The organism is Azospirillum sp. OGB3 (assembly GCF_014192915.1).
Classification (GTDB): Bacteria; Pseudomonadota; Alphaproteobacteria; order Azospirillales; family Azospirillaceae; genus Azospirillum.
Window position 1 is genome coordinate 131,736 of record NZ_JACHYN010000009.1, and the last position, 21,312, is coordinate 153,047.

Here is a 21,312-nt window from a genome sequence, read left to right on the forward strand (position 1 = left end):
TCAGGCTTCGCTTTGCACACCGACCGGGGTTTCGCCTCAGGCCGCTTCCATCGTGGTGAAGTTCAGCAGACGCGGCACGTCCAGGACGACCATGAGCTGGCCGTTCAGGCGGTAGATGCCCGTGGACACCTCGCGCCAGCGCGGGTCGAGTGTGGCCGGGTTGCGCTCGAAGTCATCGTTGGAGAGGCTCAGCACCTCCCCCACCGAATCGACCATCAGGCTGTAAAGCTCGCCGCGCAGGTCCACCACGATGGACATGCCCGGCTTGTCCTTCGGGCGCGATGTCAGGCCGAGCCGCAGGCGCACGTCGATGGCAGTGACGATGCGACCGCGCAGGTTCAGCGAACCGGCGACCTCCGGCGGGGCCAGCGGGATGCGGGTGATCCGCTGGTGCCCCAGGACGTCCTGAACCTGCAGGACCGGGATGCCGAACAGCTGGTCGGCGATCGTCATGGTCACATAGTCCTGGCTGCCACCGGAGGTGATCTCGTCGCCCTTGGACTTCTTGGTGGTGGCGGGCAGCTTGGCGTTGCTCATGCGGCACCTTTCTGCTCGGACAGGGTCTGCTGCAGCGCGTACAGCAGCGCGTCACGGTCGAACTTGGCGACATAATCGGTGAACCCGGCCTGACGGCCGCGGTCGAGGTCGCGTGGGGAGGCGTGGCTGGACAGGGCGACCATCGGCGTGCCGCTCCAGCGGGTGCCGCCCTGGCGGACCGCCTCGGCGAAGTCGAAGCCGCTCATCCCCGGCATCTCGATGTCGGAGACGATGACGTCGAAGTCCTCGCCCGCCTCGCACAGCGCCAGCGCCTCGTTGGCGTTCTCCACGGCGGTGACGTCGTAGCCGGCGACCGACAGCAGCGGGGTCAGCAGGTTGCGGAAGAAGGGGCTGTCGTCGACGAGCAGCACGCGCTGGAGCGCCTTCTCCTCCTCGTACGCATCGGTCGAGGACGAGCCGAACCAATCCTTGTAGGCCTGGGTCAGGAAGAAGCCCGCGTCGATCACGTCCGTCGCCTTGCCGGCGATGATCGCCGAGCCCATCAGGCCCGGACGGTCGGCGGTGAGCTGCACCACCAGACGCTCCTCCACGATGTCGACGATCTCGTCGACGATCAGGCCCATCGAGCGGTCGCCGTCGGCGAAGACCAGAACCGGCTGGCGGCCTTCCTGGCCGATCATGAAGCCCGGATCGATCGGCACCAGCGGCATCAGCTTGCCGCGGTACTGGACCACCGGCATGCCGTTGGACGATTCGACGCTGGCGAGGTCCACATCCTCCAGGCGGGCCACCAGCGACAGCGGCACCGCCTTCGGCGCTCCGGCCCCGGCGCGGAACAGCAGGAGGGCCATCTTGTCCTCCTGGCGGGTCGCCTGGACGGAGGTCGCCTCCTTCGACGCGGTCTCGCCCATGGCCATCTCGCCGGTCGCCGACGCGATGCCGTTGGGGTCGAGGATCATGATGACCGAGCCGTCGCCGAGGATGGTGTTGCCCGAGAACATCTCGATGTGGCGCAGGATGGGCGCCACCGGCTTCACCACGATTTCCTCGGTGTCGAACACGCGGTCGACCATGATGCCGAAGGTGTAGGTGCCGACCTGCGTGACCACGATGAAGGTCTCGTCGGTCTTCTTCTCCCCGCCCTCCTGGTCGTCCAGCCGCAGCAGCTCCTGCAGCGAGACCAGCGGCAGCAGGCGGTTGCGCAGGCGCAGGACCGGCGTGCCTTTCAGCCGCTCGATGGTGTGCTCGCTGTCGGCGGCGGCGCGCACCAGCTCGACCACGCTGATCTGCGGGATGGCGAAGCGCTCGCCGGCGCACTCCACGATCAGGGCGGAGACGATGGCCAGCGTCAGCGGGATCTTGATGACGAAGGTCGAGCCCTTGCCCTGCTGGGACTTGATCTCGATCGTGCCGCCGATCTTCTCGATGTTGGTCTTGACCACGTCCATGCCGACGCCGCGGCCCGACACGTTGGTGACCTTCGCCGCGGTCGAGAAGCCCGGCTTCATGATGAACTGGATGATCTGCTGGTCGGACATCGCCGCCAGCTCGCCTTCCGAGGCCATCCCGTTCTGGATCGCCTTCTGCTTGATCCGGTCGATCGCCAGGCCCTTACCGTCGTCCTGGATCTCGATGATGATGTGGCCGCCCTCGTGGTAGGCGTTCAGCGTGATGCGGCCGGTCTCCGACTTGCCCGCGCGCACACGGTCGGCGGGCACCTCCAGGCCGTGGTCGGCGGAGTTGCGCACCATGTGCGTCAGCGGGTCCTTGATCAGCTCCAGCACCTGGCGGTCCAGCTCGGTGTCGGCGCCGAGCATCTGGAGGTCGATCTTCTTGCCCAGTTCGTGCGACAGGTCGCGCACCAGACGCGGCAGCTTGGCCCAGGCGTTGCCGATGGGCTGCATGCGCGTCTTCATGACGCCTTCCTGCAGCTCCGACGTCACGTGGTTCAGGCGCTGCAGCGGGGCGGCGAACTCGCTCTCCTTCTGCGACCGCAGGATCTGGAGCAGCTGGTTGCGGGTCAGCACCAGCTCCGACACCATGGTCATCAGGTTTTCGAGCAGGTCCACGTTGACGCGGATGGTCTGCGCGGCGACCGCCGATTCCTTGGTCGCGGCCTCGCCGCCCGCACCGGCGCCGGACGCGGCCTCCGCGGTGGGAGCGGGCATCTTGGCGGCGGCGGGGACCGGATCGGGGTCCGGGACCACCAGATCGTGCGAGGGGGCGGGTTCTTCCGCCGGCTCCGCGGCGACCGGGGCCAGCGCGGTGCTGGTCGGGCCGGGGGTGGCGTTCCAGATCGCCTCAAGCTCGTCCAGCGTGAGGTTGCCCGAGGAGGAGACCGGAACCTCCTCCGCCGCCGCAACCGCGGGGGCCGGCGGCGGCACCGGGGCCGCGGCGGGCTTGGCCGGGGCAGCGGCGGCACCCAGCTTGCCTTCGGCGCACAGGTTCAGCCGCTCGATCAGGGGCAGGTCGTCGCCCGGCGGCTCCGCCTCCGTCGCCTCCAGCACCGCCAGCAGGCTCTTGATGGTGTCCAGCGCCTGAAGGATCAGGGAGACCGCTTCGGGATTGATGGTCAGTTCCCCGTCGCGGAACTTGCCCAGAACGTTTTCCGAGGCGTGCGCGACCTTTTCCAGGCGCGGCAGGCCGAGGAAGCCGCAGGTGCCCTTGATGGTGTGCACCAGACGGAAGATGTTCGACAGAAGTTCCGGATTGTTGGGATTCTGCTCCAGACGGACCAGTTCCACGTCGAGAACCGACAGGTTCTCGTTGGTTTCCGTCAGGAATTCGGAGAGCAGATCATCCATGTCGCGATCCCCACGCCCGCAATTGCATCCGTTTCCGGCCGGCCGTCCGGAGGGCGGCGTGCGCGACGCCGCCGGTACGGGCCTTCCCAGCTATGGAAGGGAGCCTGTCAAACACTGATTAAGAGAACCTTACCTCCTTTGATACCACTCTCGGGATCCGTCCTCATGCCGAGCCCACCGGCCCAAGGTCACAGCCCACAAGGCCGGAGCCGACGTCACCGCCTATGACCGCCGGGGACGCTCCACGCAGCCATGGCAAAGCGCCGCGCACCGGACCAGTGGCGGTTTGAATTACGTCATCGCTGCGCGGGTCAGGCTCCCCGGTGGGGGCCGCGTCACCACTCGACGGTGAAGACCAGCCGGTCGGGCCCAGCCGGGGTGGCGGCGACGCGGTAGCCGTCGTCCTCCGCGAAGCGCCCGGTCATGTAGGCGTGGATGCTGCGCGGAGTCAGATCGGCGGCGGCCACCGTGCCGGCCAGCGCCGCCGCGGACTCCTCCTTGAGGGCGCCGGGACGCCCGGCGGCGGTGATGGTGAAACGCCCCGCCTGCTCGTCCCCCTCCGCCGCGACGGTGATGGTGCCGCCGTGGGTCAGCGCCTCGTCGGCCAGGATGATGACGTTGAGCAGCACCTTCGACGCGCCGCGCTTGAAGGCGAGCTGGTCGTTCGGCACCCCGGCCGGCCATTCCAGCGTGGTGCGCCCGCCCTCCAGAAGCCCTTGCGCGGAGGAGCGGGTGTCGCCGAAGCCCTTCTGCTCCCGCCCGGCGAGGCCGTAGGCCAGCCGAAAGACGCGCAGCCGCCGGTCGGCCTGCCCGGAGGAATGCTCGATCAGCTTCACCGCCTCGCCCAGGAAGCCCCCGGCGGGCTCGTCCTCCATCTCCTCGATCAGCTCCAACCCGTTGCGGATCGCTCCCACCGGGCTCACGAGGTCGTGGCAGATGCGGGAGGCGACAAGCTCGATCACACGGATGTCAAGCGGCACGGGTGGTCTCCAGATCGTTGACGGCCGGCCTCCGGCGAACCGGGGAACGGCCATGGCCGCAGTCCTGGGAACTTCCCCCGGCCGGGCGGCATTCTGTTGCATGCCGGCACCCTATGGGGATGGCCGGCGGCGACGTTCGTTTGTATCATTCCAGGGGCGCGGATGCCGCCGCTTTTCCGCGGTCATCCCGCGAAAGCGATAACCAATCCCGGCGGATGCAGGAGGCGCGGCATGGACGATTCACTGGTTCCCGGCGCCTGGGTGCGCCATCCCGCCCGTCCCGACTGGGGGCTGGGGCAGGTGCAGTCGGCCATCGGCGACCGCGTCACCGTGAATTTCGAGAACGCCGGGAAGCTGCTCATCAACACGTCCGTGGTCGCGCTGACCGTCACCGACCCGGACGACGCGCCATGAGCGGGAAGCTGCCGCTGGCCGCCCTCCTCCTGCTGGCCGCCGGCAGCCCCGCGCTGGGCGACGACGCGCCCGATCCGGAGCGCGGCAAGACGCTGTTCCGCGCCTGCGCCTTCTGCCACACGCTGACTCCGGACGGCGGCAACCGCGCGGGGCCGACGCTGTGGGGCTTGTTCGGGCGCCCCGCCGGGGCGGTGGCGGGCTACCACTACTCCCCGGCGCTGAAGGGCAGCGGAATCGTCTGGGACGAGGCGGCGGTGGCCCGCCTGTTCGAAATCGGCCCCGACGTGATGACCCCCGGCAGCAAGATGCCCATGCAGACCATCCCCAGCGCGTCCGACCGCCGCGATCTGGTCGCGTACCTGAAGGAAGCCGCGGCGCCGTAAGTCCGGGACTGCGGGCGGCCGCAAGCGGAATTGAGGAGCATGGCCCCAGGCGGGCCCCATCCCCATCTCTGTCTGTCGAGCCCCTTTTCCGAGCTTTGGTTTCCCGATGATCCCCCGCGCCGTCCGCAAGCCCCTGGCCATCCTGGTCGCCGTTCTCGCCCTGGTGATCGTGGTGCCGGTGCTGGGGGCGGGCGGATTTCTGCTGTGGCTTCGCCAGCAGACTCCGGCCTATGAAGGCGCCGCCACCGTCCCCGGGCTGGAAAGCCCGGTGGAGATCCTGCGCGACCGCAACGCCGTCCCGCACATCTTCGCCGCCACCGAGCGGGACGCCTACTTCGCGCTCGGCTACGTCCACGCCCAGGACCGGCTGTGGCAGATGGAGACGATGCGGCGCGGCGGCGCCGGACGCCTGGCCGAGCTGATCGGCACGCGTTTCGGCGACTGGGCGCTGCGGCTCGACCGCTCCATGCGCACGCTCGGCGTCTACCTCCGGGCCGAGGAGGCCTATGAGGAGCTGTCGCCGGAAGCCCGCACGGCCTTCGACGCCTACGCCGCCGGGGTCAATGCCTGGATGGAGACGCGGCGCGAGGCCCTGCCCATCGAGTTCCAGCTCCTGCGCCACACGCCGGAGCCCTGGCGGCCCGCCGACAGCCTCGTCTGGGGCAAGCTGATGGCGCTCCAGCTCTCGGGCGATTCGCGGGACGAGCTGTTCCGCGCCAGCGCCCTGAAGAACCTGACGCCGGAGCAGATGCGCGACCTGTTCCCGGATTCCGACGCCACCGCCCCGGTGACCCTGGCGGCGGCGCTCGACGGCATGGACCTGCAAGGCGCGCTGGCCGCTCTGCCCGACCTCGGCTTCGACACCGCGTCCAACGAATGGGCGCTGACCGGGGGGCGCAGCGCGACCGGCAAGCCGATCATCGCCAACGATCCCCATCTCGGGCTGGAGGCGCCGATCCTGTGGTATCTGGCGCGCATCGTGACGCCGGAACACCGCATCGCCGGGGCGACCATCCCCGGTGTGCCGCTTCACATCCTGGGGCACAACGGGCGCGTCGCCTGGGGCTTCACCACCACCCACAGCGACACCCAGGACCTGTTCATCGAGAAGCTCGACCCGCAAGACCCTGGCCGCTACCTGACGCCGGACGGCAGCGCGGCCTTCGAGACGCGCCGGGAGACGATCCGCATCGCCGGGCAGCCGGACGAGACGCTGACGGTGCGGGAGACGCGGCACGGCCCGGTGCTGACCACGCCGGACGCCGCCGACGCCGCGCCGGAGGGCCATGTGCTGGCGCTGGCCTTCCCCGGCCTGGACGCCGCCGACACCACGGCGGAGGCGCTGTACCGCCTCAACCACGCCATCGACGCCGCGGCGGTGCGCGAGGCGCTGTTCCTCCACGTGGCGCCGCAGCAGAACGTCGTCTACGCCGACACGGCGGGGACGCTGGGCTTCCTGTCGCCGGCGCTGGTCCCGGTGCGGCGCGGTGGCGACGGGCGCGTTCCGGTGCCGGGCTGGACCGGCGAACACGACTGGATCGGCTACATCCCCTTCGACGCTCTGCCCCAGGCGGTCGATCCGCCGTCGGGCCAGTTCGTCAACGCCAACAACGCGGTGGTCGGCCCCGGCTACCCCTACGCCCTGGCGACCGAATGGCCGGACCCCGCCCGCGCGGAGCGGATCGTGCAGATGCTGGGCGACGGCCCGCACACGGTGGAGGAGGTCGCCGCCCAGCAGATGGACGAGCTGTCCCTGCCGGCGCGCGACCTGCTGCCCCTGATGCTGGAGCCGCTGCGCGGCGTGCCCCACCTGAACGGACAGGCCCGCGCCGCGCTGGACCGTCTGGCCGGCTGGGACGGGCGGATGGACCGCGACCGGGCCGAGCCGCTGATTTTCTCCTGGTGGGAGCGGGAGCTGGTGCGCAGCGTCTTCGCCGACGAGCTGGGACCACTGTTCCAAAGCTACTGGGACCTGCGCCCGCGCGCCCTGCACCGTGTGCTGACCCAGGCGCCGCAGTGGTGCGACGACCGGACGACGCCGGCCCGCGAGGATTGCGCCACCATGCTCGCCGGCTCCCTCAAGACGGCACTGGCCGAGATCGAGCGGCGCCACGGCGCGGACATGAACGGCTGGCGCTGGGGGGCCGAGCACAAGGCCGCGCTGACCCACCGGCTGCTGGGCCGGGTGCCGCTGCTCGGGTCGATGTTCGACCTGTCGATCCCGACCGGCGGCGGCGCCTTCACCGTCAACCGCGGCACCACCCACGTGCGCGACCCGCAGGACCCCTTCTCCCACGTCCACGGTCCGGGGCTGCGCGCGGTCTACGATCTGGCCGACCTCGGCAACTCCCGCTTCTCCATCGCCACCGGCCAGTCGGGCAACCCGCTGTCGCCCCATTGGGGGGATCTGGCGCAGGGCTGGCGCGACGGGGTGGGGCTGCGGCTGGCCGGCGACCGCGGCACGCTGGCCCGCGACGGCGCCACGCTGCTGACGCTTTCCCCCAGCCGTCCAGGGAGTTCGCAATGACCGAGGCTACACCGTCTCCGACCCCGACTCTGACCCTGGACGACGTCCGCGCCGCCGCCGCGCGGATCGGCAGCCACCTGCCCGTCACGCCCACCGAAGCCTCGCCCCGACTGTCGGAGATCACCGGCTGCTCGGTGGTGCTGAAACTGGAAAACCAGCACCTCACCGGCTCCTTCAAGGAGCGCGGGGCGCTCAACAAGCTGCTGTCGCTGGGCGAGGCGGAACGGCGTTCCGGGGTGATCGCCATGTCGGCGGGCAACCACGCCCAGGCCGTGGCCTGCCATGCCACGCGGCTGGGCATCCGCTCGGTCATCGTGATGCCCTCCTTCACCCCCTTCACCAAGGTCGAGCGCACGGAGAGCCTCGGCGCGCGGGTCGAACTGCACGGCGAGACGCTGAGCGACGCCGCGGCCCACGCCCAGGAGCTGGCGGCGCGCGAGGGGCTGACCTTCGTCCATCCCTACGACGACCCGCTGATCGCCGCCGGCCAGGGCACCGCCGCCCTGGAGCTGCTCGACGCCGCGCCGGACCTGGAGATGCTGGTGGTGCCGGTCGGCGGCGGCGGGCTGATCGGCGGCATGGCGGTGGCGGCCAAGGCGCTGAAGCCGGACATCGCGGTGGTCGGGGTGGAATGCGCCATGTTCCCGTCGATGCGCCAGGCGCTGGCCGGGCAACCCATCACCTGCGGCGGCGCCACCATCGCCGACGGCATCGCGGTCAAGGCCCCCGGCGCCGTCACCTTGCCGCTGGTCCGCCGGCATGTGGACGCCGTGCTGGAGGTGGGCGAGCCGCGGCTGGAGGAGGCCGTCTACCGCCTCGCCACCGTGCAGAAGCTGGTCGCTGAGGGGGCCGGGGCGGCGGGTCTGGCCGCGGTGCTGGACGACCCGGAGCGGTTCCGTGGCAAGCGGGTGGGCATCGTTGTCTCCGGCGGCAACATCGACGCGCGCATCCTGGCCCAGGTGCTGACGCGCGGACTGGTCTACGAGGGGCGCATGGTGCGGCTGCGCATCGGCATCACCGACGCCCCCGGCGCGCTCGCCCGCGTCGCCCGCCTGCTCGGCGAGGCCGGGGCCAACATCGTCGAGGTGCACCACCAGCGCCTGTTCCACGACGTGCCGGTGCGCATGGCCGAGATCGACGTGGTGCTGGAAACCCGCGGGCGCAGCCACGTCCAGCGCCTCGTCGCCCACATGGAGGAGGCGGGCTTCCCGACGGAACTGATGACGGATATCTCCTGAGCGATATCCCCTGACCCGGGGCCCGGCTCAGGGAAGCTGCGAATAGGCGCCCCGGAAGTAGAGCAGCGGCTTCCCGTCCTCGCTGCCCGACAGGCGGCGCACGCGGCCCACGATGATGACGTGGTCGCCGCCGTCATAGACATGCTCCCGGTCGCACTCCAGGCTGGCGAGGCAGCCGGTGAGGATCGGCACGCCGCTGTCCCAGCGTTCGACACCCACCCCGTCCCAGCGCTCCTGCAGGTCACGGCGGGAGAAGCGGTTGGACAGCTCCGCCTGCCCTTCGGCCAGGATGTTCACGGCGAAGGACGGTGCGGTTGTGAAGGCTTCGAACGACATGGCCGCGCGGCCCAGGCAGAACTGCACCAGCGGCGGGTCGAGCGACACCGACGAGAAGGAATTCACGGTCACGCCGATCGGCTCGCCGTCCGGGGCGACGGTGGTGACCACGGCGATGCCGGTGGCGAAGCATCCGAGGGCGCTGCGGAAAGCCCGAGAATCGAAGGTCATGGCGGCCTGTGTGGGCTCGTCGGTTATTGGGGCGGGGGTGCGGCGGCGAAACAGCGGGATTAACCCAGCCGGACCGTCGGCGCAAGCCGCATCTGCCCCGGACCGGCCGGAAGCCGCCGGAAGCCGCCCTCCGCCGCATTAAATGGATCTTAAGGATAACGCTCCACCCTTCGCGCGTCCGCACGGACCGCGCAGTCCCGACCGTAAGGCCCCACCCAGCAAGGCTTCATGTCAGCGAACCCGTCCGGCGGCGAACAGCCGATCATCATCAAGAAGAAGAAGGGTGGCCATGGCGGCCACCATGGCGGCGCCTGGAAAGTCGCCTACGCCGACTTCGTGACGGCAATGATGGCCTTCTTCCTGCTGCTGTGGCTGCTCAACGTCACCACGTCGGACCAGCGCAAGGGCATCGCGGACTATTTCTCCCCAACCTCGGTCAGCCGGGAAAGCTCGGGGTCCGGCGGCATGCTGGGCGGGCGCACCATCACGGCGCCGGGCGCCCAGATCTCCCCCTCCTCGCCGATGTCGGCCGACGTCCCGGTTTCCGGCCCGCCCGGCCATTCGACCCAGGAGGACGACGAGGCGAACGACCCGACCGACGCCGCCCCCCCGCCGCCCGCCTCGACCGCCTCGACCGCCTCGACCGCCGAACAGAAATCCAACGAGTCGCGGCTCGACTACCAGAAGCGCCTGGAGGAGCAGGCCAAGCAGCTCGGCATCCCCGGCCAGAAGCCGGGCGAGCGGCTGTCCGACTTCGCGGAGCGGGTGAAGGAAGGCGGCGAGAAGCTGCAGGACGCCCAGAAGGAGGCCCGCCAGTTCCAGCAGGCCGCCACCGAGATCCGCCAAGCCATCCAATCCGTGCCGGAGCTGGAGCCGCTGGCCCAGAACCTGATGATCGACCAGACGCCCGAGGGCCTGCGAATCCAGATCGTCGACCAGGACCGCGTCTCGATGTTCCCCGGCGGGTCGGGCCAGATGTACCCGCAGACCCGCCAGCTCGTCATGCAGGTGGCCAAGGCGCTCGCCAAGCTGCCCAACAAGCTGTCGATCAGCGGCCACACCGACGGCATTCCCTTCACCTCCGGGGCCGGGCGCGACAACTGGGACCTCTCCACCGAACGCGCCAACGCCACCCGCCGCGCCCTGATCGCCGGCGGCATTCCGGAGGAGCGCGTCCAGGACGTGATCGGCCGCGCCGACCGCGATCTGCTGGTGCCCGACCAGCCGGGCAGCCCACGCAACCGCCGCATCAGCATGGTCCTGCTGCGCGAAACCAAGACCGCACCCCCGCCCGCCGCCACGAACTGATACCAAAGCCGGACGAGGCGCTGGTACCAAGGCGTTAGTTCCTTGCCTTTGAACGTACCCCTTCTTGATTTGTCGATGCGCCGCACAACGCCAGGAATGTTTGCCCTGTTCAAATGGCGAAGCGATGGTTCATACTTCGCGTCAGACACCATTGCCACACGGCAGCGGTCAATCAAGGGCGTTAGCTGCGGGGGAGTCTGTGAGCGTACCCGAAGGCAAGGCGACTGACCTTTTGACGAACTATGATCCCGGCCTTTACTACGACGAATTGTTCGGAGGCCGTGATTATCCAGCCGAGCACTCGGCGCTGATCCGGCAGAGACTGGCCGGTCTGAACTTCGGGGATCTGTTGCGGCGGTCGCAGGACGCCGAACGTGAACTGTACAATCTGGGCATCACCTTCCTCGTTTACTCGAACAAGGACGCGGTGGACCGGATTCTTCCCTTCGACATCATTCCCCGGGTGATCTCGGCCAAGGAATGGGCGCATCTGGAGGCGGGAATAACCCAGCGCGTCACGGCGCTGAACCTGTTCCTCCACGACATCTACCACGACCAGAAGATCCTGAAGGACGGGGTGATCCCCGCCGACCTCGTACTGGGCAACAGCTGCTTCCGGCCGCAGATGGTCGGGCTGGACGTGCCGTTCGACACCTACATCCACATCATGGGCACGGACCTCGTCCGCGACCGCGAGGGGACCTTCCGCGTGCTGGAGGACAACGGGCGCGTGCCGTCCGGCGTGTCCTACGTGGTCGAGAACCGCCACATGATGCAGCGCGTGTTCCCGGACCTGATGCAGGACATCGGCATCCGACCGGTGGACAACTACGGCCACAAACTGCTCGACGCGATGATGGAGATCGCGCCGCAGGACGTGGCCGACCCGCAGGTCGTGCTGCTGTCGCCCGGCTCCTACAACTCCGCCTATTTCGAGCACATCTTCCTAGCGCGCGAGATGGGCGTGCCGCTGGTCGAGGGCCGCGATCTGGTGGTGGAGAACGACCGCGTCTACATGAAGACCACCAACGGTCTGGCGCGGGTCGATTCGATCTACCGCCGCATCGACGACGCCTTCCTCGACCCCAAGGCCTTCAACCCGGACAGCATGCTGGGCGTGCCGGGCATCATGGAGGCCTACCGCAAGGGCAACGTGGCGCTGGCCAACGCCATCGGCACCGGCGTGGCGGACGACAAGGCGATCTACTGCTACGTCCCGCGGATGATCAAATACTACCTGGACCAGGAGGCGATCATCCCCAACGTGGACACGCGCATCTGCCGCGAGGCCGACGCGCTGCAATACACGCTGGACAACCTGGACAAGCTGGTGGTGAAGCCGGTCGGCGAGGCCGGCGGCTACGGCATCACCATCGGCCCGCGCGCCAGCAAGGAGGAGTTGGCGGATTGCCGGGCCAAGCTGCTGGCCGACCCGTCCAACTACATCAGCCAGCCGGTGGTCGACCTGTCGGTCTGCCCCACCGTGACCGACGACGGCATCGATCCCCGCCACGTCGATCTGCGCCCCTTCGCCATCACGGGAAAGAACACCTGGGTGCTGCCCGGCGGCCTGACCCGCGTGGCGCTGAAGAAGGGCACGCTGATCGTCAATTCGTCGCAGGGCGGCGGGTCCAAGGACACCTGGGTTCTCCAGGACGGGGGTCCCCAGGATGGGGCACAGGAAGGGAGCGCGTCGTGAATCTGCTGGCCCGTTACGCCGAATGCATTTTCTGGATGGCGCGCTACATGGAGCGCGCCGAGAATCTCGCCCGGATCCTGGACGTGCATGAGACCTTCGCGCGCGACACGCGGGGGATGACCAACTGGTTCTCCATCGTCCAGCTCAACGCCGACGAGAAGGACTTCTTCAGCCGCCATGACCGCCCCACGGCGGAGGCGGTGGTCCACTACTACATGTTCGACACCCAGAACACGAACTCGCTGGTGTCCATGCTGCGCATGGCGCGGGAGAACGCCCGCGTCCTGCGCCCCTGGATCTCCACCGAGATGTGGACGCAGATCAACGTGTTCCACAACAAGCTGGTGGAGATGAACGGCAAGGGCGTGGCGCTGCCCAACCTGTCCAAGGTCTGCACCTGGATCAAGGAGGAGTGCCAGACCCACACCGGCATCACCGAGGGCACCTTCTACCGCGACCAGGGCTGGTACTTCTACCAGCTCGGCAAGTACATCGAGCGGGCGGACCAGACCACCCGGCTGCTCGACATCAAGTACCACACGCTGCTGCCCTCCCCCGTCGTGGTCGGCTCCACACTGGACATGAGCCAGTGGACGACGGTGCTGCGCTCGGCCGCCGGCTACCACGCCTTCCGGCGCGTCTACCCGCGCGGCATGTCGCCGACCACGGTTGCCGGCTTCATGATGTTCAACGAGGGGTTCCCACGCTCCGTTGTGATGTGTGTGCGACAGATCGACGGCCTCTTGACCCGCCTGAAGTCCCGTTACACCCTGCGCAACGGCAGCGAGGCGATGGAGAAGGTGGACGAGTTGCTCGGCGCGCTTTTGGCTCACCCGATCGAGGAGGTGATCCAGCTCGGCCTGCACGAGTATCTGGACGGCGTGCAGGCTCAGCTCTGCGGCATCACCAACGAGATCGGACGCGCCTTCTTCGGCCAGGACACCGTCCCCATGACCCAGAGCCAATCCCAGTAGTCTTCGTTCAGCAACCCTCTCCAGCCACAGACCCCCAACAGCCGACCCACGGGCCGGTTACTCAGAAGTCAGCCAGCCCGATGTCGGTCATCCAGCCGCAACTCCGCCCGCTCCAGCAGTTCTTCCGGTCCGGGCCGATGCCCTGCCCCTATCTGCCGGGACGGGTGGAGCGCAAGCTGTTCACCCGGCTGTTGGGCCCCTATTCGGCGGAGGTCAACTCCACCCTGTCGCGCGCCGGCTTCCGGCGCAGCCACGACATCGTCTACCGGCCGGTCTGCCCGAACTGCCAGGCTTGCGTCCCCGTCCGCATCCCGGTGGCCTCCTTCGTCCCCACCCGGTCGCAGAAGCGCGTCCGCCGGGCCAACGGCGACCTGACCCTGGCGGAGGCCCCGGCGGCGGCCACGACGGAGCAGTACCGGCTGTTCTCGCTCTACCAGAACTCCCGCCACGGCGAATCCGACATGGCGCGCATGGCGATGGCCGATTTCGCCGCGATGATCGACGAGGGCCGGGCCGACACCAGCCTGTTCGAGGCCCGCGACGCGGAGGGGCGGCTGGTCGGCTGCATGCTGACCGACCGGCTGACCGACGGCTATTCCGCGGTCTACAGCTTCTACGACCCCCGCCAGGACCGCCGCAGCCTGGGCAGCTTCATGATCCTCAGCCTGCTGGAGCGCGCCCGGGCGGACGGCCTGCCCTACGTCTATCTCGGCTATTGGATCGCCCAGAGCCGCAAGATGGCCTACAAGGCCAAGTTCCGCCCGCTGGAGGCGCTGGGCCGCGACGGCTGGTTCCGCCTGCCGAACGATCCGGTGGACTGACCGACCGACTGGCGGATTGCCCGTGATCGAAGACTATTGGGGCAATCACGTATAAAGGCTTGCAAGCTCTTGCGCTGCCGGGGTCTCCTGCGGAATATTGCCGCAGCAAACACCCCATGGTGTTACCATAAAAGATTGAACCGGCGCCCAGCGCCACCGTTCACAGGGCAACAAAAGGAACGGACGGGGATACACCCGTTCCAAACCAACAGGGAGGCTCTCCGTTGAGGTTCCTGCTCCGAATCAGCGGGCTGATCGATGCTGTCAACGACGGCATCGGCAAGCTCGTCTATTGGCTGGTGCTGGTCGCCGTGATTGTCAGCGCCGGCAACGCGGTCATCCGCTACAGCCTCCATTACAGCTCCAACGCCTGGCTTGAGCTGCAATGGTATTTGTTCTCTGCGATTTTCCTGTTGTGCTCGGGTTACACCTTCCTGCGCAACGAGCATATCCGCATTGACATCGTGCTCGGCCGCTTCTCCAGGCGCGTCCAGTGCATGGTGGACATCTTCGGGATCCTCTTCTTCCTGTTCCCGATGGCCATCCTGATCATGTGGCTTTCCTGGCCGATGTTCTGGGACAGCTTCATCACCAAGGAAATGTCGAGCGACGCCGGCGGCCTGATCCGCTGGCCGGCCAAGATCCTGGTTCCCGCCGGTTTCTTCCTGCTGACCATGCAGGCGGTGTCCGAGCTGATCAAACGCATCGCCTTCCTGGCCGGTCTCATTGACGAGCCCGGCGAGAAGATGCACAGCCACTCCTAAGAGACCGGGGACCACACACCATGGCCGCCTTCCTCATTGAGAACATGGCGCCGCTGATGTTCGCGGCGCTTGTTCTTTTCCTTTTGATGGGTTTCCCGGTCGCCTTCGCGCTCGCCGCGAACGGCCTGCTGTTCGGTCTGATCGGCATCGAGCTGGGCCTGCTGACCCCGGCGCTGTTCCAGGCGCTGCCGGAGCGCGTCTTCGGCATCATGCGCAACGACACGCTGCTGGCCATTCCCTTCTTCACCTTCATGGGGCTGATCCTCGAACGATCCGGCATGGCCGAGGACTTGCTCGACACGGTCGGGCAGCTCTTCGGCCCGCTGCGCGGCGGCCTGGCCTACGCGGTGATCTTCGTGGGCGCGCTGCTCGCCGCGACGACCGGCGTGGTGGCGGCGTCGGTCATCTCGATGGGCCTGATCTCGCTGCCGATCATGCTGCGCTACGGCTATGACCGGCGGCTGGCGTCGGGCGTCATCGCGGCGTCGGGCACGCTGGCCCAGATCATCCCGCCGTCGCTGGTGCTGATCATCCTGGCCGACCAGCTCGGCCGTTCGGTCGGCGACATGTACGCCGGCGCCCTGGTCCCCGGCCTGGTTCTGACCGGCCTCTACGCCGGCTACATCCTGGTCGTCAGCATCGTCCGCCCCGAATTCACCCCGGCCCTGCCGCCGGAGGCCCGCTCCCTGCGCGGCTTCCAGCTGCTGTTCCGGGTGCTGACCTCGCTGGTGCCGCCGCTGGTCCTGATCTTCCTCGTGCTCGGCACCATCTTCATCGGCATCGCGACGCCGACGGAAGGCGGCGCCATGGGTGCCGCGGGCGCCATGATCCTGGCGCTCATGAAGCGGCAGCTGAGCTGGTCGCTGATGCGTCAGGCGATGGACACGACGGCCAAGCTGTCCTCCTTCGTCATCTTCATCCTGATCGGCTCGACGGTCTTCGGTCTGGTGTTCCGCGCCGTGAACGGCGACCTCTGGGTGGAGCATCTGCTGACCAGCCTGCCGGGCGGCGAACTGGGCTTCCTGATCGTCGTCAACATCATGGTCTTCCTGCTCGCCTTCTTCCTCGACTTCTTCGAGCTGGCCTTCATCATCGTGCCGCTGCTCGCCCCGGTCGCGGAGAAGCTGGGCATCGACCTGATCTGGTTCGGCGTCCTGCTGGGCGTCAACATGCAGACCTCCTTCATGCATCCGCCCTTCGGTTTCGCCCTGTTCTTCCTGCGAAGCGTCGCTCCACGGGAGGATTACAAGGACAAGATCACCGGGAAGATCATCAAGAAGATCACCACCGGCCAGATCTACTGGGGCGCCGTGCCGTTCGTCTGCATCCAGCTGATCATGGTGGCGCTGGTCATCATGTTCCCCGAGATGGTCTTCTCCGGCCTGGACCGCGGCGAGCCGATCAATCTGGACGACGTGAAGATCGAGATCCCGGCCTTCGATTCGGGCGAGCCGCCGCCGCCCTTCGGTGCGCCGGAACAGCCCGCCGAGGACCCCAACGCCGACCTCATGAAGCAGTTGCAGGGCAAGTAGCCCGCCCCTCGTTTCCCTCCTCTCCCGCCCGGCGGGGGAGGATCGGGGAGCGGAACAACAACCGGGTCATCGGCAACAAAAAAGCCCCGCTTCCGCGGGGCTTTTTCGTGTCCGGCCTCTCGCTCCCTACGACTTCTTCTTCGGCGTCGGGGCGGAGTAGACGAAGTTGTCGAAGGTGTTCTCGGCGACGCGGAACCACAAATATTCCTCGTCGCGGAACTTGCGCCACGGCTCATAGACCTTGCGGAACTTCTCGTTCTTCGCGGCCTCCTCCTCATAGACGTCGAAGGTCGCCTGGTAGCAGGCCTGCAGGATCTCGCGCGGGTAGGGCTTCAGCACCGTGCCGGCGCCGACCAGACGCTTCAGCGCGTGCATGTTCACCACGTCGTACTTGCCGACCATGTCGGCGGTCGCGTCGGCGCAGGCCGCCTCCAGAACCGACTGGTAGTGCTTGGGAAGCTGTTCCCACTGGGGCAGGTTGACGAGGAAGGAGACCTGCGGACCGCCTTCCCACCAGCCCGGGTAGTAGTAGTATTTGGCGACCTTGTTGAAGCCGAGCTTCTCGTCGTCATAGGGGCCGACCCACTCCGCCGCATCGATCGTGCCCTTCTCCAGCGCCGGGTAGATGTCGCCGCCGGCGATCTGCTGCGGCACGACGCCAAGGCGCTGCAGGATGGTGCCGGCGTAGCCGCCGATGCGGAACTTCAGGCCCTTGAGGTCCTCGACGGACTTCAACTCGTTGCGGAACCAGCCGCCCATCTGGGTGCCGGTGTTGCCCGCCGCGAACTGGATGATGTTGTAGCCCTTGAAGAACTCCCGCATCAGCTCCATGCCGCCGCCGTGGGTCATCCAGGCGTTCTGCTGGCGCGCGTTCAGGCCGAAGGGCATCGCCGCGTCGAAGGCGAAGGTCGGGTCCTTGCCGACATAGTAGTAGGAGACGGTGTGGCCGCACTCCACGGTACCGTCCTTCACGGCGTCCAGCACCTGCAGGCCGGGGACGATCTCACCGCCGGCGAAGGTGCGGATCTGGAACTTGCCCTCGGTCATCTCGGCGACGCGCTTGGCCACCCGCTCGGCCCCGCCGTAGATGGTGTCCAGGCTCTTGGGAAAGCTCGACGCGCAGCGCCATTTGATCTCGGGGTTGCTCTGCGCGATGGCGGGGGCGGCCAGCGTGCTGGCGGCGACACCGACACCGGCGCTGGTGATGAAGGTACGGCGTTTCATGGCGGTCTCCTTGGGTCCTCTCGTCCCGGCGCGGGTGCACGCCGCCGTTCCGGCCCCCGGACAGGGAGCGCGGCGTGCGAACCGAAAGGCTGTTGTTTTTGAGGAAGTTGTCTGGCAACGCCGGATCGACGTCACCGTGCGGGTCACGGACCGAGGCTGCCAGGGCCGATGGAGCCCCGTGCCACCGTTGTGCCTTCACACGGATCTGTGGTGACCATGCGCGTGCCTCCCTATCGCCCGATGTTCCTCCGACCCCTGATGCCCCATTCGGGGCACTCCTTCGGTCGGCGGCACCGAGTTCGTTTTGATACGGTCACTATGCCGGAATCGCGGGTCAGAGTTCAAGCCCGAGCATGGCTGGACCCTACCAATTCGGGAATTTTCCATCGGAAATTCCGCCAAAAGTGAAACGGGGGGCCTGAAGCCCCCCGTTTGCGCGCAACGTTAGGTATTGACGGCTCAGGTGAAGCGATTGACCTTGGGGAAGCCGTTGGGCGGCATCTTGCCAACGCCGGCTCGGTTGCCCAGCCAGCCGGTCAGATTGGTGACGTTGAACTGCCGCTCGCCATGCTTCCAGCTCAGCCCCTCAGCGATGGTGAACACCTTCAGGTCGGACAGGCTGCCGTCCTTGTACTTCTGAAGCTGCACGCCCTTGCCGCGGGCCATCACCGGCACCTGCTCCAGCGGGAAGACCACCATCAGGCGGTTGTTGCCGATGACGGCGACGTGATCGCCCTCCGCCGGGATGCAGATCTTGGCATCCTTGTTGTCGTCGGGGTTCAGAACCTGTTTGCCGGAGCGGGTGTGGGCGACGACCTCGTTCTCCTCGACCTGGAAGCCGCGCCCGTCCTCCGACGCGACCAGCAGGCGGCGGTCGGGCTGGTGCTTGAACAGGGTGATGATGTCCGCCTCGTTGCCGAGATCGATCATCAGCCGCACCGGCTCGCCGAAGCCGCGCCCGCGCGGCAGCTTGTCGGCGGACAGCGTGTAGAATTTACCGTTGGTGCCGAAGACGAGAAGCTTGTCGGTGGTCTCGCAATGGACCCAGAAGCCTTCCTTGTCGCCTTCCTTGTATTTGACGTCGAGGCGTTCGGCGTCGGTCAGATGACCGCGCACCGCGCGAATCCAGCCCTTCTGCGAGCACAGCACGGTCAGCGGCTCGCGCTCCACCATGGCGTCGACGGGGATGTCGATGACGGCCGTGGCCTCGGCGACCTGGGTACGGCGGTCCTCGCCGAAGCGCTTGCGCGTTTCCTCCGTCTCCTTGCCGATGGTCTTCCAGCGCAGGCTCTCGTCCGCCAGCAGTTCGGTCAGGCCGGCCCTCTCGGCGGTCAGCGCGTCGTTCTCGCGCTGGATCTCCATCTCCTCCAGCTTGCGCAGGTTGCGCAGCCGCATGTTGAGGATGGCCTCGGCCTGGACCTCGGTCAGGGAGAAGGCGCGCATCAGCTCCCGCTTGGGCTCGTCCTCCTCGCGGATGATGCGGATCACCTCGTCCAGGTTCAGATAGGCGATCAGGTAACCGCCCAGAACCTCCAGCCGGTGGTCGATCTTGGCCAGCCGGTGGCGGGACCGCCGCTCCAGCACCTCCATCCGGTGGTCGAGGAAGGCGTCCAGCACCTCGAACAGGTTCATGACGCGCGGGACGTTGTCCTTGTCCAGCACGTTCATGTTCATGGCGAAGCGGATTTCCAGATCGGTCGTCTGGAACAGGGAGGCCATCAGGACCTCGGGATCGACGTTGCGGCTCTTCGGCACCAGGACGAGGCGCACGTCCTCCGCCGACTCGTCCCGCACATCCTCCAGAAGCAGCAGCTTGCGGTTGGTCAGAAGCTCGGCGATCTTTTCGACCAACCGGGCCTTCTGGACCTGATAGGGCATCTCGGTGACGACGACCTGCCAAGTCCCCTGCCCCAGCTTCTCCACCTCCCACTTGGCGCGCAGGCGGAAGGAGCCGCGGCCGGTGCGGTAGGCCTCGACGACGTTGGCCCGCGGCTCGACCAGCACGCCGCCGGTCGGGAAGTCGGGGCCGGAGATCAGGGTCACCAGATCCTCGATCTTCGTCGGGGCCGGCTTCTCCTTGCCGGCCAACGCCGCCTTCACGCAGTCCTGCTTGTGCTTCAGCACCAGCCGCAGGGCGGAGCAGAGCTGGGCGGCGTTGTGCGGCGGGATGTTGGTCGCCATGCCGACCGCGATGCCGCTGGAGCCATTGGCCAGCAGGTTGGGGAAGTTGGCCGGCAGGACCGCCGGTTCGTCCCCGTCGCCGTCGTAGGTCGGGCGGAAGTCGACCGCGTCCTCGTCGATGCCCTCCAGCAGGGTCTTGGCGACGTCGGTCAGGCGCGCCTCGGTGTAGCGCATGGCCGCGGCGTTGTCGCCGTCGATGTTGCCGAAGTTCCCCTGCCCGTCCACCAGCGGGTAGCGCACCGCGAAGTCCTGCGCCAGACGGACCAGCGCGTCGTAGACGGAGGTGTCGCCGTGCGGGTGGAACTTGCCGATCACGTCGCCGACCACGCGCGCCGACTTTTTCGGCGGCGTCGAGGGGTCGAGCCGGAGCTGGCTCATGGCGTAGAGCAGCCGCCGGTGCACCGGCTTCAGCCCATCGCGCACGTCGGGCAGCGACCGCGCCATGATGGTGGACAGCGCGTAGCTCAGATACCGCTCGCTCAGCGCGTCGCGGAGCGGCTTCTCCTGGATGTCGAGGACGGGGTCTTGGGACGTCATGGCCTGTGGATACCAAATCTAGCGGACACGCGCCACCGTGTTCTCGTAACGTTCTCTTAATCGCAGCCTTGCGGGCGGCAGCGGGCCGTTGAGCAGATGGCGCTCCAGGAAATGGCCGGTCAGGCGCAGCCCCTCCGCCACCGCCTGCGGCCCGCCGCCGCCCAGTCCGATCAGGAATCCGGGCAGCGGCAGCAGCCGGTCGCGGTAGGGCTCGCCGGCCGACGCCGACACCGCGCGGCCGGTGCGCGGGCTGACATAGGCAAGGTAGTCGTTGGCCCCGGTGACCGCGCAACGGTCGAGATCCAGCCCGAATCCAAGTTCCGCCAGCAGCCCGACCTCCCACCGCACGTAGGACTCGGCCCAGGCGTCGCCACCGAGCAGGCCGAACAGCGCCAGCAGCCCGTCGAACAGCGCCGGGTGCGGCTGGTGCTCCGGCAGGGCCGCCTCGGCCAGCGCGCAGGCGGCCGTCAGGGTCGCGAGTCGCAACGGATCATCGAGAAAGGCGGCGGAATAGCCCTGCACCACCTCCAGCGTCAGATTGCCGAGATGCTCGGGCAGCCGCCCACGCCAGCGCGCCGACACCAGCGTGCCGGGTTCCAGCGCTGCCCGCATGCGGCTGGACCGCCCGCCCATGACCATGCCGGCGTGCCGCCCATGGTCCCGCGTCAGCAGGCTGACGACCGCCGAGGTCTCGCCATGCGGCCGCGCCGACAGCACGACGCCCTGATCGGACCATTCCATGCTTCCGCTTCCTCACATTGACGGCCTGGATCCGACTCGCCGATGGCGCCCGCGGGCGCTGCCGGGCGCCCGCGAAGCGGGTTTGGTCGTCCTTACCACCAGCATGGCGCAAATCCTTCGCAACGGGGCTTCATTTCTCATTCACCATTCGGGCACTATGTTGCGAGTCACAAGATGCGG

17 protein-coding genes are annotated in these 21,312 nt (G+C 67.9%); 10 read left to right on the plus strand and 7 right to left on the minus strand.

All coding sequences use genetic code 11. From position 1 onward, the window contains the following. Positions 1 to 36 precede the first annotated feature (36 nt). The 3 genes from FHW79_RS18655 to FHW79_RS18665 all read right to left on the minus strand — a co-directional run bounded on the left by FHW79_RS18655 (position 37) and on the right by FHW79_RS18665 (position 4,282). A complete protein-coding gene (locus tag FHW79_RS18655; protein WP_014198311.1) occupies positions 37 to 537 on the minus strand; it encodes a chemotaxis protein CheW in 501 nt (166 codons plus the stop codon). Continuing rightward, positions 534 to 3,302: a chemotaxis protein CheW gene (locus FHW79_RS18660; protein ID WP_183180331.1), complete on the minus strand. Its 2,769-nt coding sequence runs from the start codon at positions 3,300 to 3,302 to the stop codon at positions 534 to 536. The genes FHW79_RS18655 and FHW79_RS18660 overlap by 4 nt, the downstream gene beginning before the upstream one ends. 335 nt (positions 3,303 to 3,637) lie before the next feature. Beyond that, positions 3,638 to 4,282, minus strand: coding sequence for a histidine phosphotransferase family protein (locus FHW79_RS18665; RefSeq protein WP_183180332.1), 645 nt, complete (start codon positions 4,280 to 4,282; stop codon positions 3,638 to 3,640). 231 nt (positions 4,283 to 4,513) lie between these two features. On the opposite strand from FHW79_RS18665, the gene FHW79_RS18670 reads away from it, so the two are divergent. The 4 genes from FHW79_RS18670 (at position 4,514) to FHW79_RS18685 (ending at position 8,844) form a co-directional block, all read left to right on the plus strand. Then, a complete protein-coding gene (locus FHW79_RS18670; protein WP_014198307.1) occupies positions 4,514 to 4,696 on the plus strand; it encodes a DUF3553 domain-containing protein in 183 nt (60 codons plus the stop codon). Further along, positions 4,693 to 5,079, plus strand: coding sequence for a c-type cytochrome (locus FHW79_RS18675; RefSeq protein ID WP_183180333.1), 387 nt, complete (start codon positions 4,693 to 4,695; stop codon positions 5,077 to 5,079). Before FHW79_RS18670 ends, FHW79_RS18675 begins: the two co-directional genes overlap by 4 nt. Positions 5,080 to 5,185: 106 nt before the next feature. Next, positions 5,186 to 7,606 carry a penicillin acylase family protein gene (locus FHW79_RS18680; RefSeq protein ID WP_183180334.1) on the plus strand — a complete coding sequence of 807 codons (2,421 nt, stop codon included), beginning with the start codon at positions 5,186 to 5,188 and terminating at the stop codon, positions 7,604 to 7,606. Continuing rightward, positions 7,603 to 8,844 carry a threonine ammonia-lyase gene (locus tag FHW79_RS18685; RefSeq protein ID WP_183180335.1) on the plus strand — a complete coding sequence of 414 codons (1,242 nt, stop codon included), beginning with the start codon at positions 7,603 to 7,605 and terminating at the stop codon, positions 8,842 to 8,844. Before FHW79_RS18680 ends, FHW79_RS18685 begins: the two co-directional genes overlap by 4 nt. A 27-nt stretch (positions 8,845 to 8,871) precedes the next feature. Here FHW79_RS18685 and FHW79_RS18690 read toward each other — a convergent pair whose 3' ends face one another. Beyond that, entirely contained in the window at positions 8,872 to 9,351 is a 480-nt protein-coding gene (locus FHW79_RS18690; protein WP_183180336.1) for a flavin reductase family protein, read from the minus strand. Between the two features lie 228 nt (positions 9,352 to 9,579). On the opposite strand from FHW79_RS18690, the gene FHW79_RS18695 reads away from it, so the two are divergent. From FHW79_RS18695 to FHW79_RS18720, 6 genes are all read left to right on the plus strand, one after another. Beyond that, positions 9,580 to 10,659: a flagellar motor protein MotB gene (locus FHW79_RS18695; protein ID WP_183180337.1), complete on the plus strand. Its 1,080-nt coding sequence runs from the start codon at positions 9,580 to 9,582 to the stop codon at positions 10,657 to 10,659. 232 nt (positions 10,660 to 10,891) lie between these two features. Next, entirely contained in the window at positions 10,892 to 12,358 is a 1,467-nt protein-coding gene (locus FHW79_RS18700; RefSeq protein WP_211108371.1) for a circularly permuted type 2 ATP-grasp protein, read from the plus strand. After that, the gene (locus tag FHW79_RS18705) at positions 12,355 to 13,332 is read left to right on the plus strand and encodes an alpha-E domain-containing protein (protein WP_183180339.1); all 978 of its coding nucleotides are present in this window, start codon (positions 12,355 to 12,357) and stop codon (positions 13,330 to 13,332) included. Before FHW79_RS18700 ends, FHW79_RS18705 begins: the two co-directional genes overlap by 4 nt. Before the next feature lie 80 nt (positions 13,333 to 13,412). Then, the gene (locus tag FHW79_RS18710; protein ID WP_183180340.1) at positions 13,413 to 14,153 is read left to right on the plus strand and encodes an arginyltransferase; all 741 of its coding nucleotides are present in this window, start codon (positions 13,413 to 13,415) and stop codon (positions 14,151 to 14,153) included. 224 nt (positions 14,154 to 14,377) lie between these two features. Beyond that, positions 14,378 to 14,917 carry a TRAP transporter small permease subunit gene (locus tag FHW79_RS18715; protein ID WP_183180341.1) on the plus strand — a complete coding sequence of 180 codons (540 nt, stop codon included), beginning with the start codon at positions 14,378 to 14,380 and terminating at the stop codon, positions 14,915 to 14,917. Between the two features lie 20 nt (positions 14,918 to 14,937). Beyond that, positions 14,938 to 16,449 carry a TRAP transporter large permease subunit gene (locus FHW79_RS18720; RefSeq protein WP_183180342.1) on the plus strand — a complete coding sequence of 504 codons (1,512 nt, stop codon included), beginning with the start codon at positions 14,938 to 14,940 and terminating at the stop codon, positions 16,447 to 16,449. A gap of 126 nt (positions 16,450 to 16,575) precedes the next feature. On the opposite strand, the gene FHW79_RS18725 is transcribed toward FHW79_RS18720, so the two are convergent. The 3 genes from FHW79_RS18725 to recO form a co-directional block, all read right to left on the minus strand. After that, positions 16,576 to 17,673, minus strand: coding sequence for a TRAP transporter substrate-binding protein (locus FHW79_RS18725; RefSeq protein WP_183180343.1), 1,098 nt, complete (start codon positions 17,671 to 17,673; stop codon positions 16,576 to 16,578). Positions 17,674 to 18,132: 459 nt separating this feature from the next. Further along, positions 18,133 to 20,391 (minus strand): DNA topoisomerase IV subunit A, encoded by a 2,259-nt coding sequence (parC, locus tag FHW79_RS18730; RefSeq protein WP_183180344.1) that lies wholly within the window; start codon positions 20,389 to 20,391, stop codon positions 18,133 to 18,135. 18 nt (positions 20,392 to 20,409) lie between these two features. After that, a complete protein-coding gene (recO, locus tag FHW79_RS18735; protein WP_183180345.1) occupies positions 20,410 to 21,132 on the minus strand; it encodes a DNA repair protein RecO in 723 nt (240 codons plus the stop codon). Positions 21,133 to 21,312: the final 180 nt, after the last annotated feature.

What these genes read in the sequence shown, in the direction of transcription:
- FHW79_RS18655 (WP_014198311.1), bottom strand. Translation starts at nt 537, where the DNA reads ATGAGCAACGCCAAGCTGCCCGCCACCACCAAGAAGTCCAAGGGCGAC.
- FHW79_RS18660 (WP_183180331.1), bottom strand. Translation starts at nt 3,302, where the DNA reads ATGGATGATCTGCTCTCCGAATTCCTGACGGAAACCAACGAGAACCTG.
- FHW79_RS18670 (WP_014198307.1), top strand. Translation starts at nt 4,514, where the DNA reads ATGGACGATTCACTGGTTCCCGGCGCCTGGGTGCGCCATCCCGCCCGT.
- FHW79_RS18675 (WP_183180333.1), top strand. Translation starts at nt 4,693, where the DNA reads ATGAGCGGGAAGCTGCCGCTGGCCGCCCTCCTCCTGCTGGCCGCCGGC.
- FHW79_RS18680 (WP_183180334.1), top strand. Translation starts at nt 5,186, where the DNA reads ATGATCCCCCGCGCCGTCCGCAAGCCCCTGGCCATCCTGGTCGCCGTT.
- FHW79_RS18685 (WP_183180335.1), top strand. Translation starts at nt 7,603, where the DNA reads ATGACCGAGGCTACACCGTCTCCGACCCCGACTCTGACCCTGGACGAC.
- FHW79_RS18690 (WP_183180336.1), bottom strand. Translation starts at nt 9,351, where the DNA reads ATGACCTTCGATTCTCGGGCTTTCCGCAGCGCCCTCGGATGCTTCGCC.
- FHW79_RS18695 (WP_183180337.1), top strand. Translation starts at nt 9,580, where the DNA reads ATGTCAGCGAACCCGTCCGGCGGCGAACAGCCGATCATCATCAAGAAG.
- FHW79_RS18710 (WP_183180340.1), top strand. Translation starts at nt 13,413, where the DNA reads ATGTCGGTCATCCAGCCGCAACTCCGCCCGCTCCAGCAGTTCTTCCGG.
- FHW79_RS18720 (WP_183180342.1), top strand. Translation starts at nt 14,938, where the DNA reads ATGGCCGCCTTCCTCATTGAGAACATGGCGCCGCTGATGTTCGCGGCG.
- FHW79_RS18725 (WP_183180343.1), bottom strand. Translation starts at nt 17,673, where the DNA reads ATGAAACGCCGTACCTTCATCACCAGCGCCGGTGTCGGTGTCGCCGCC.
- parC (WP_183180344.1), bottom strand. Translation starts at nt 20,391, where the DNA reads ATGACGTCCCAAGACCCCGTCCTCGACATCCAGGAGAAGCCGCTCCGC.
- recO (WP_183180345.1), bottom strand. Translation starts at nt 21,132, where the DNA reads ATGGAATGGTCCGATCAGGGCGTCGTGCTGTCGGCGCGGCCGCATGGC.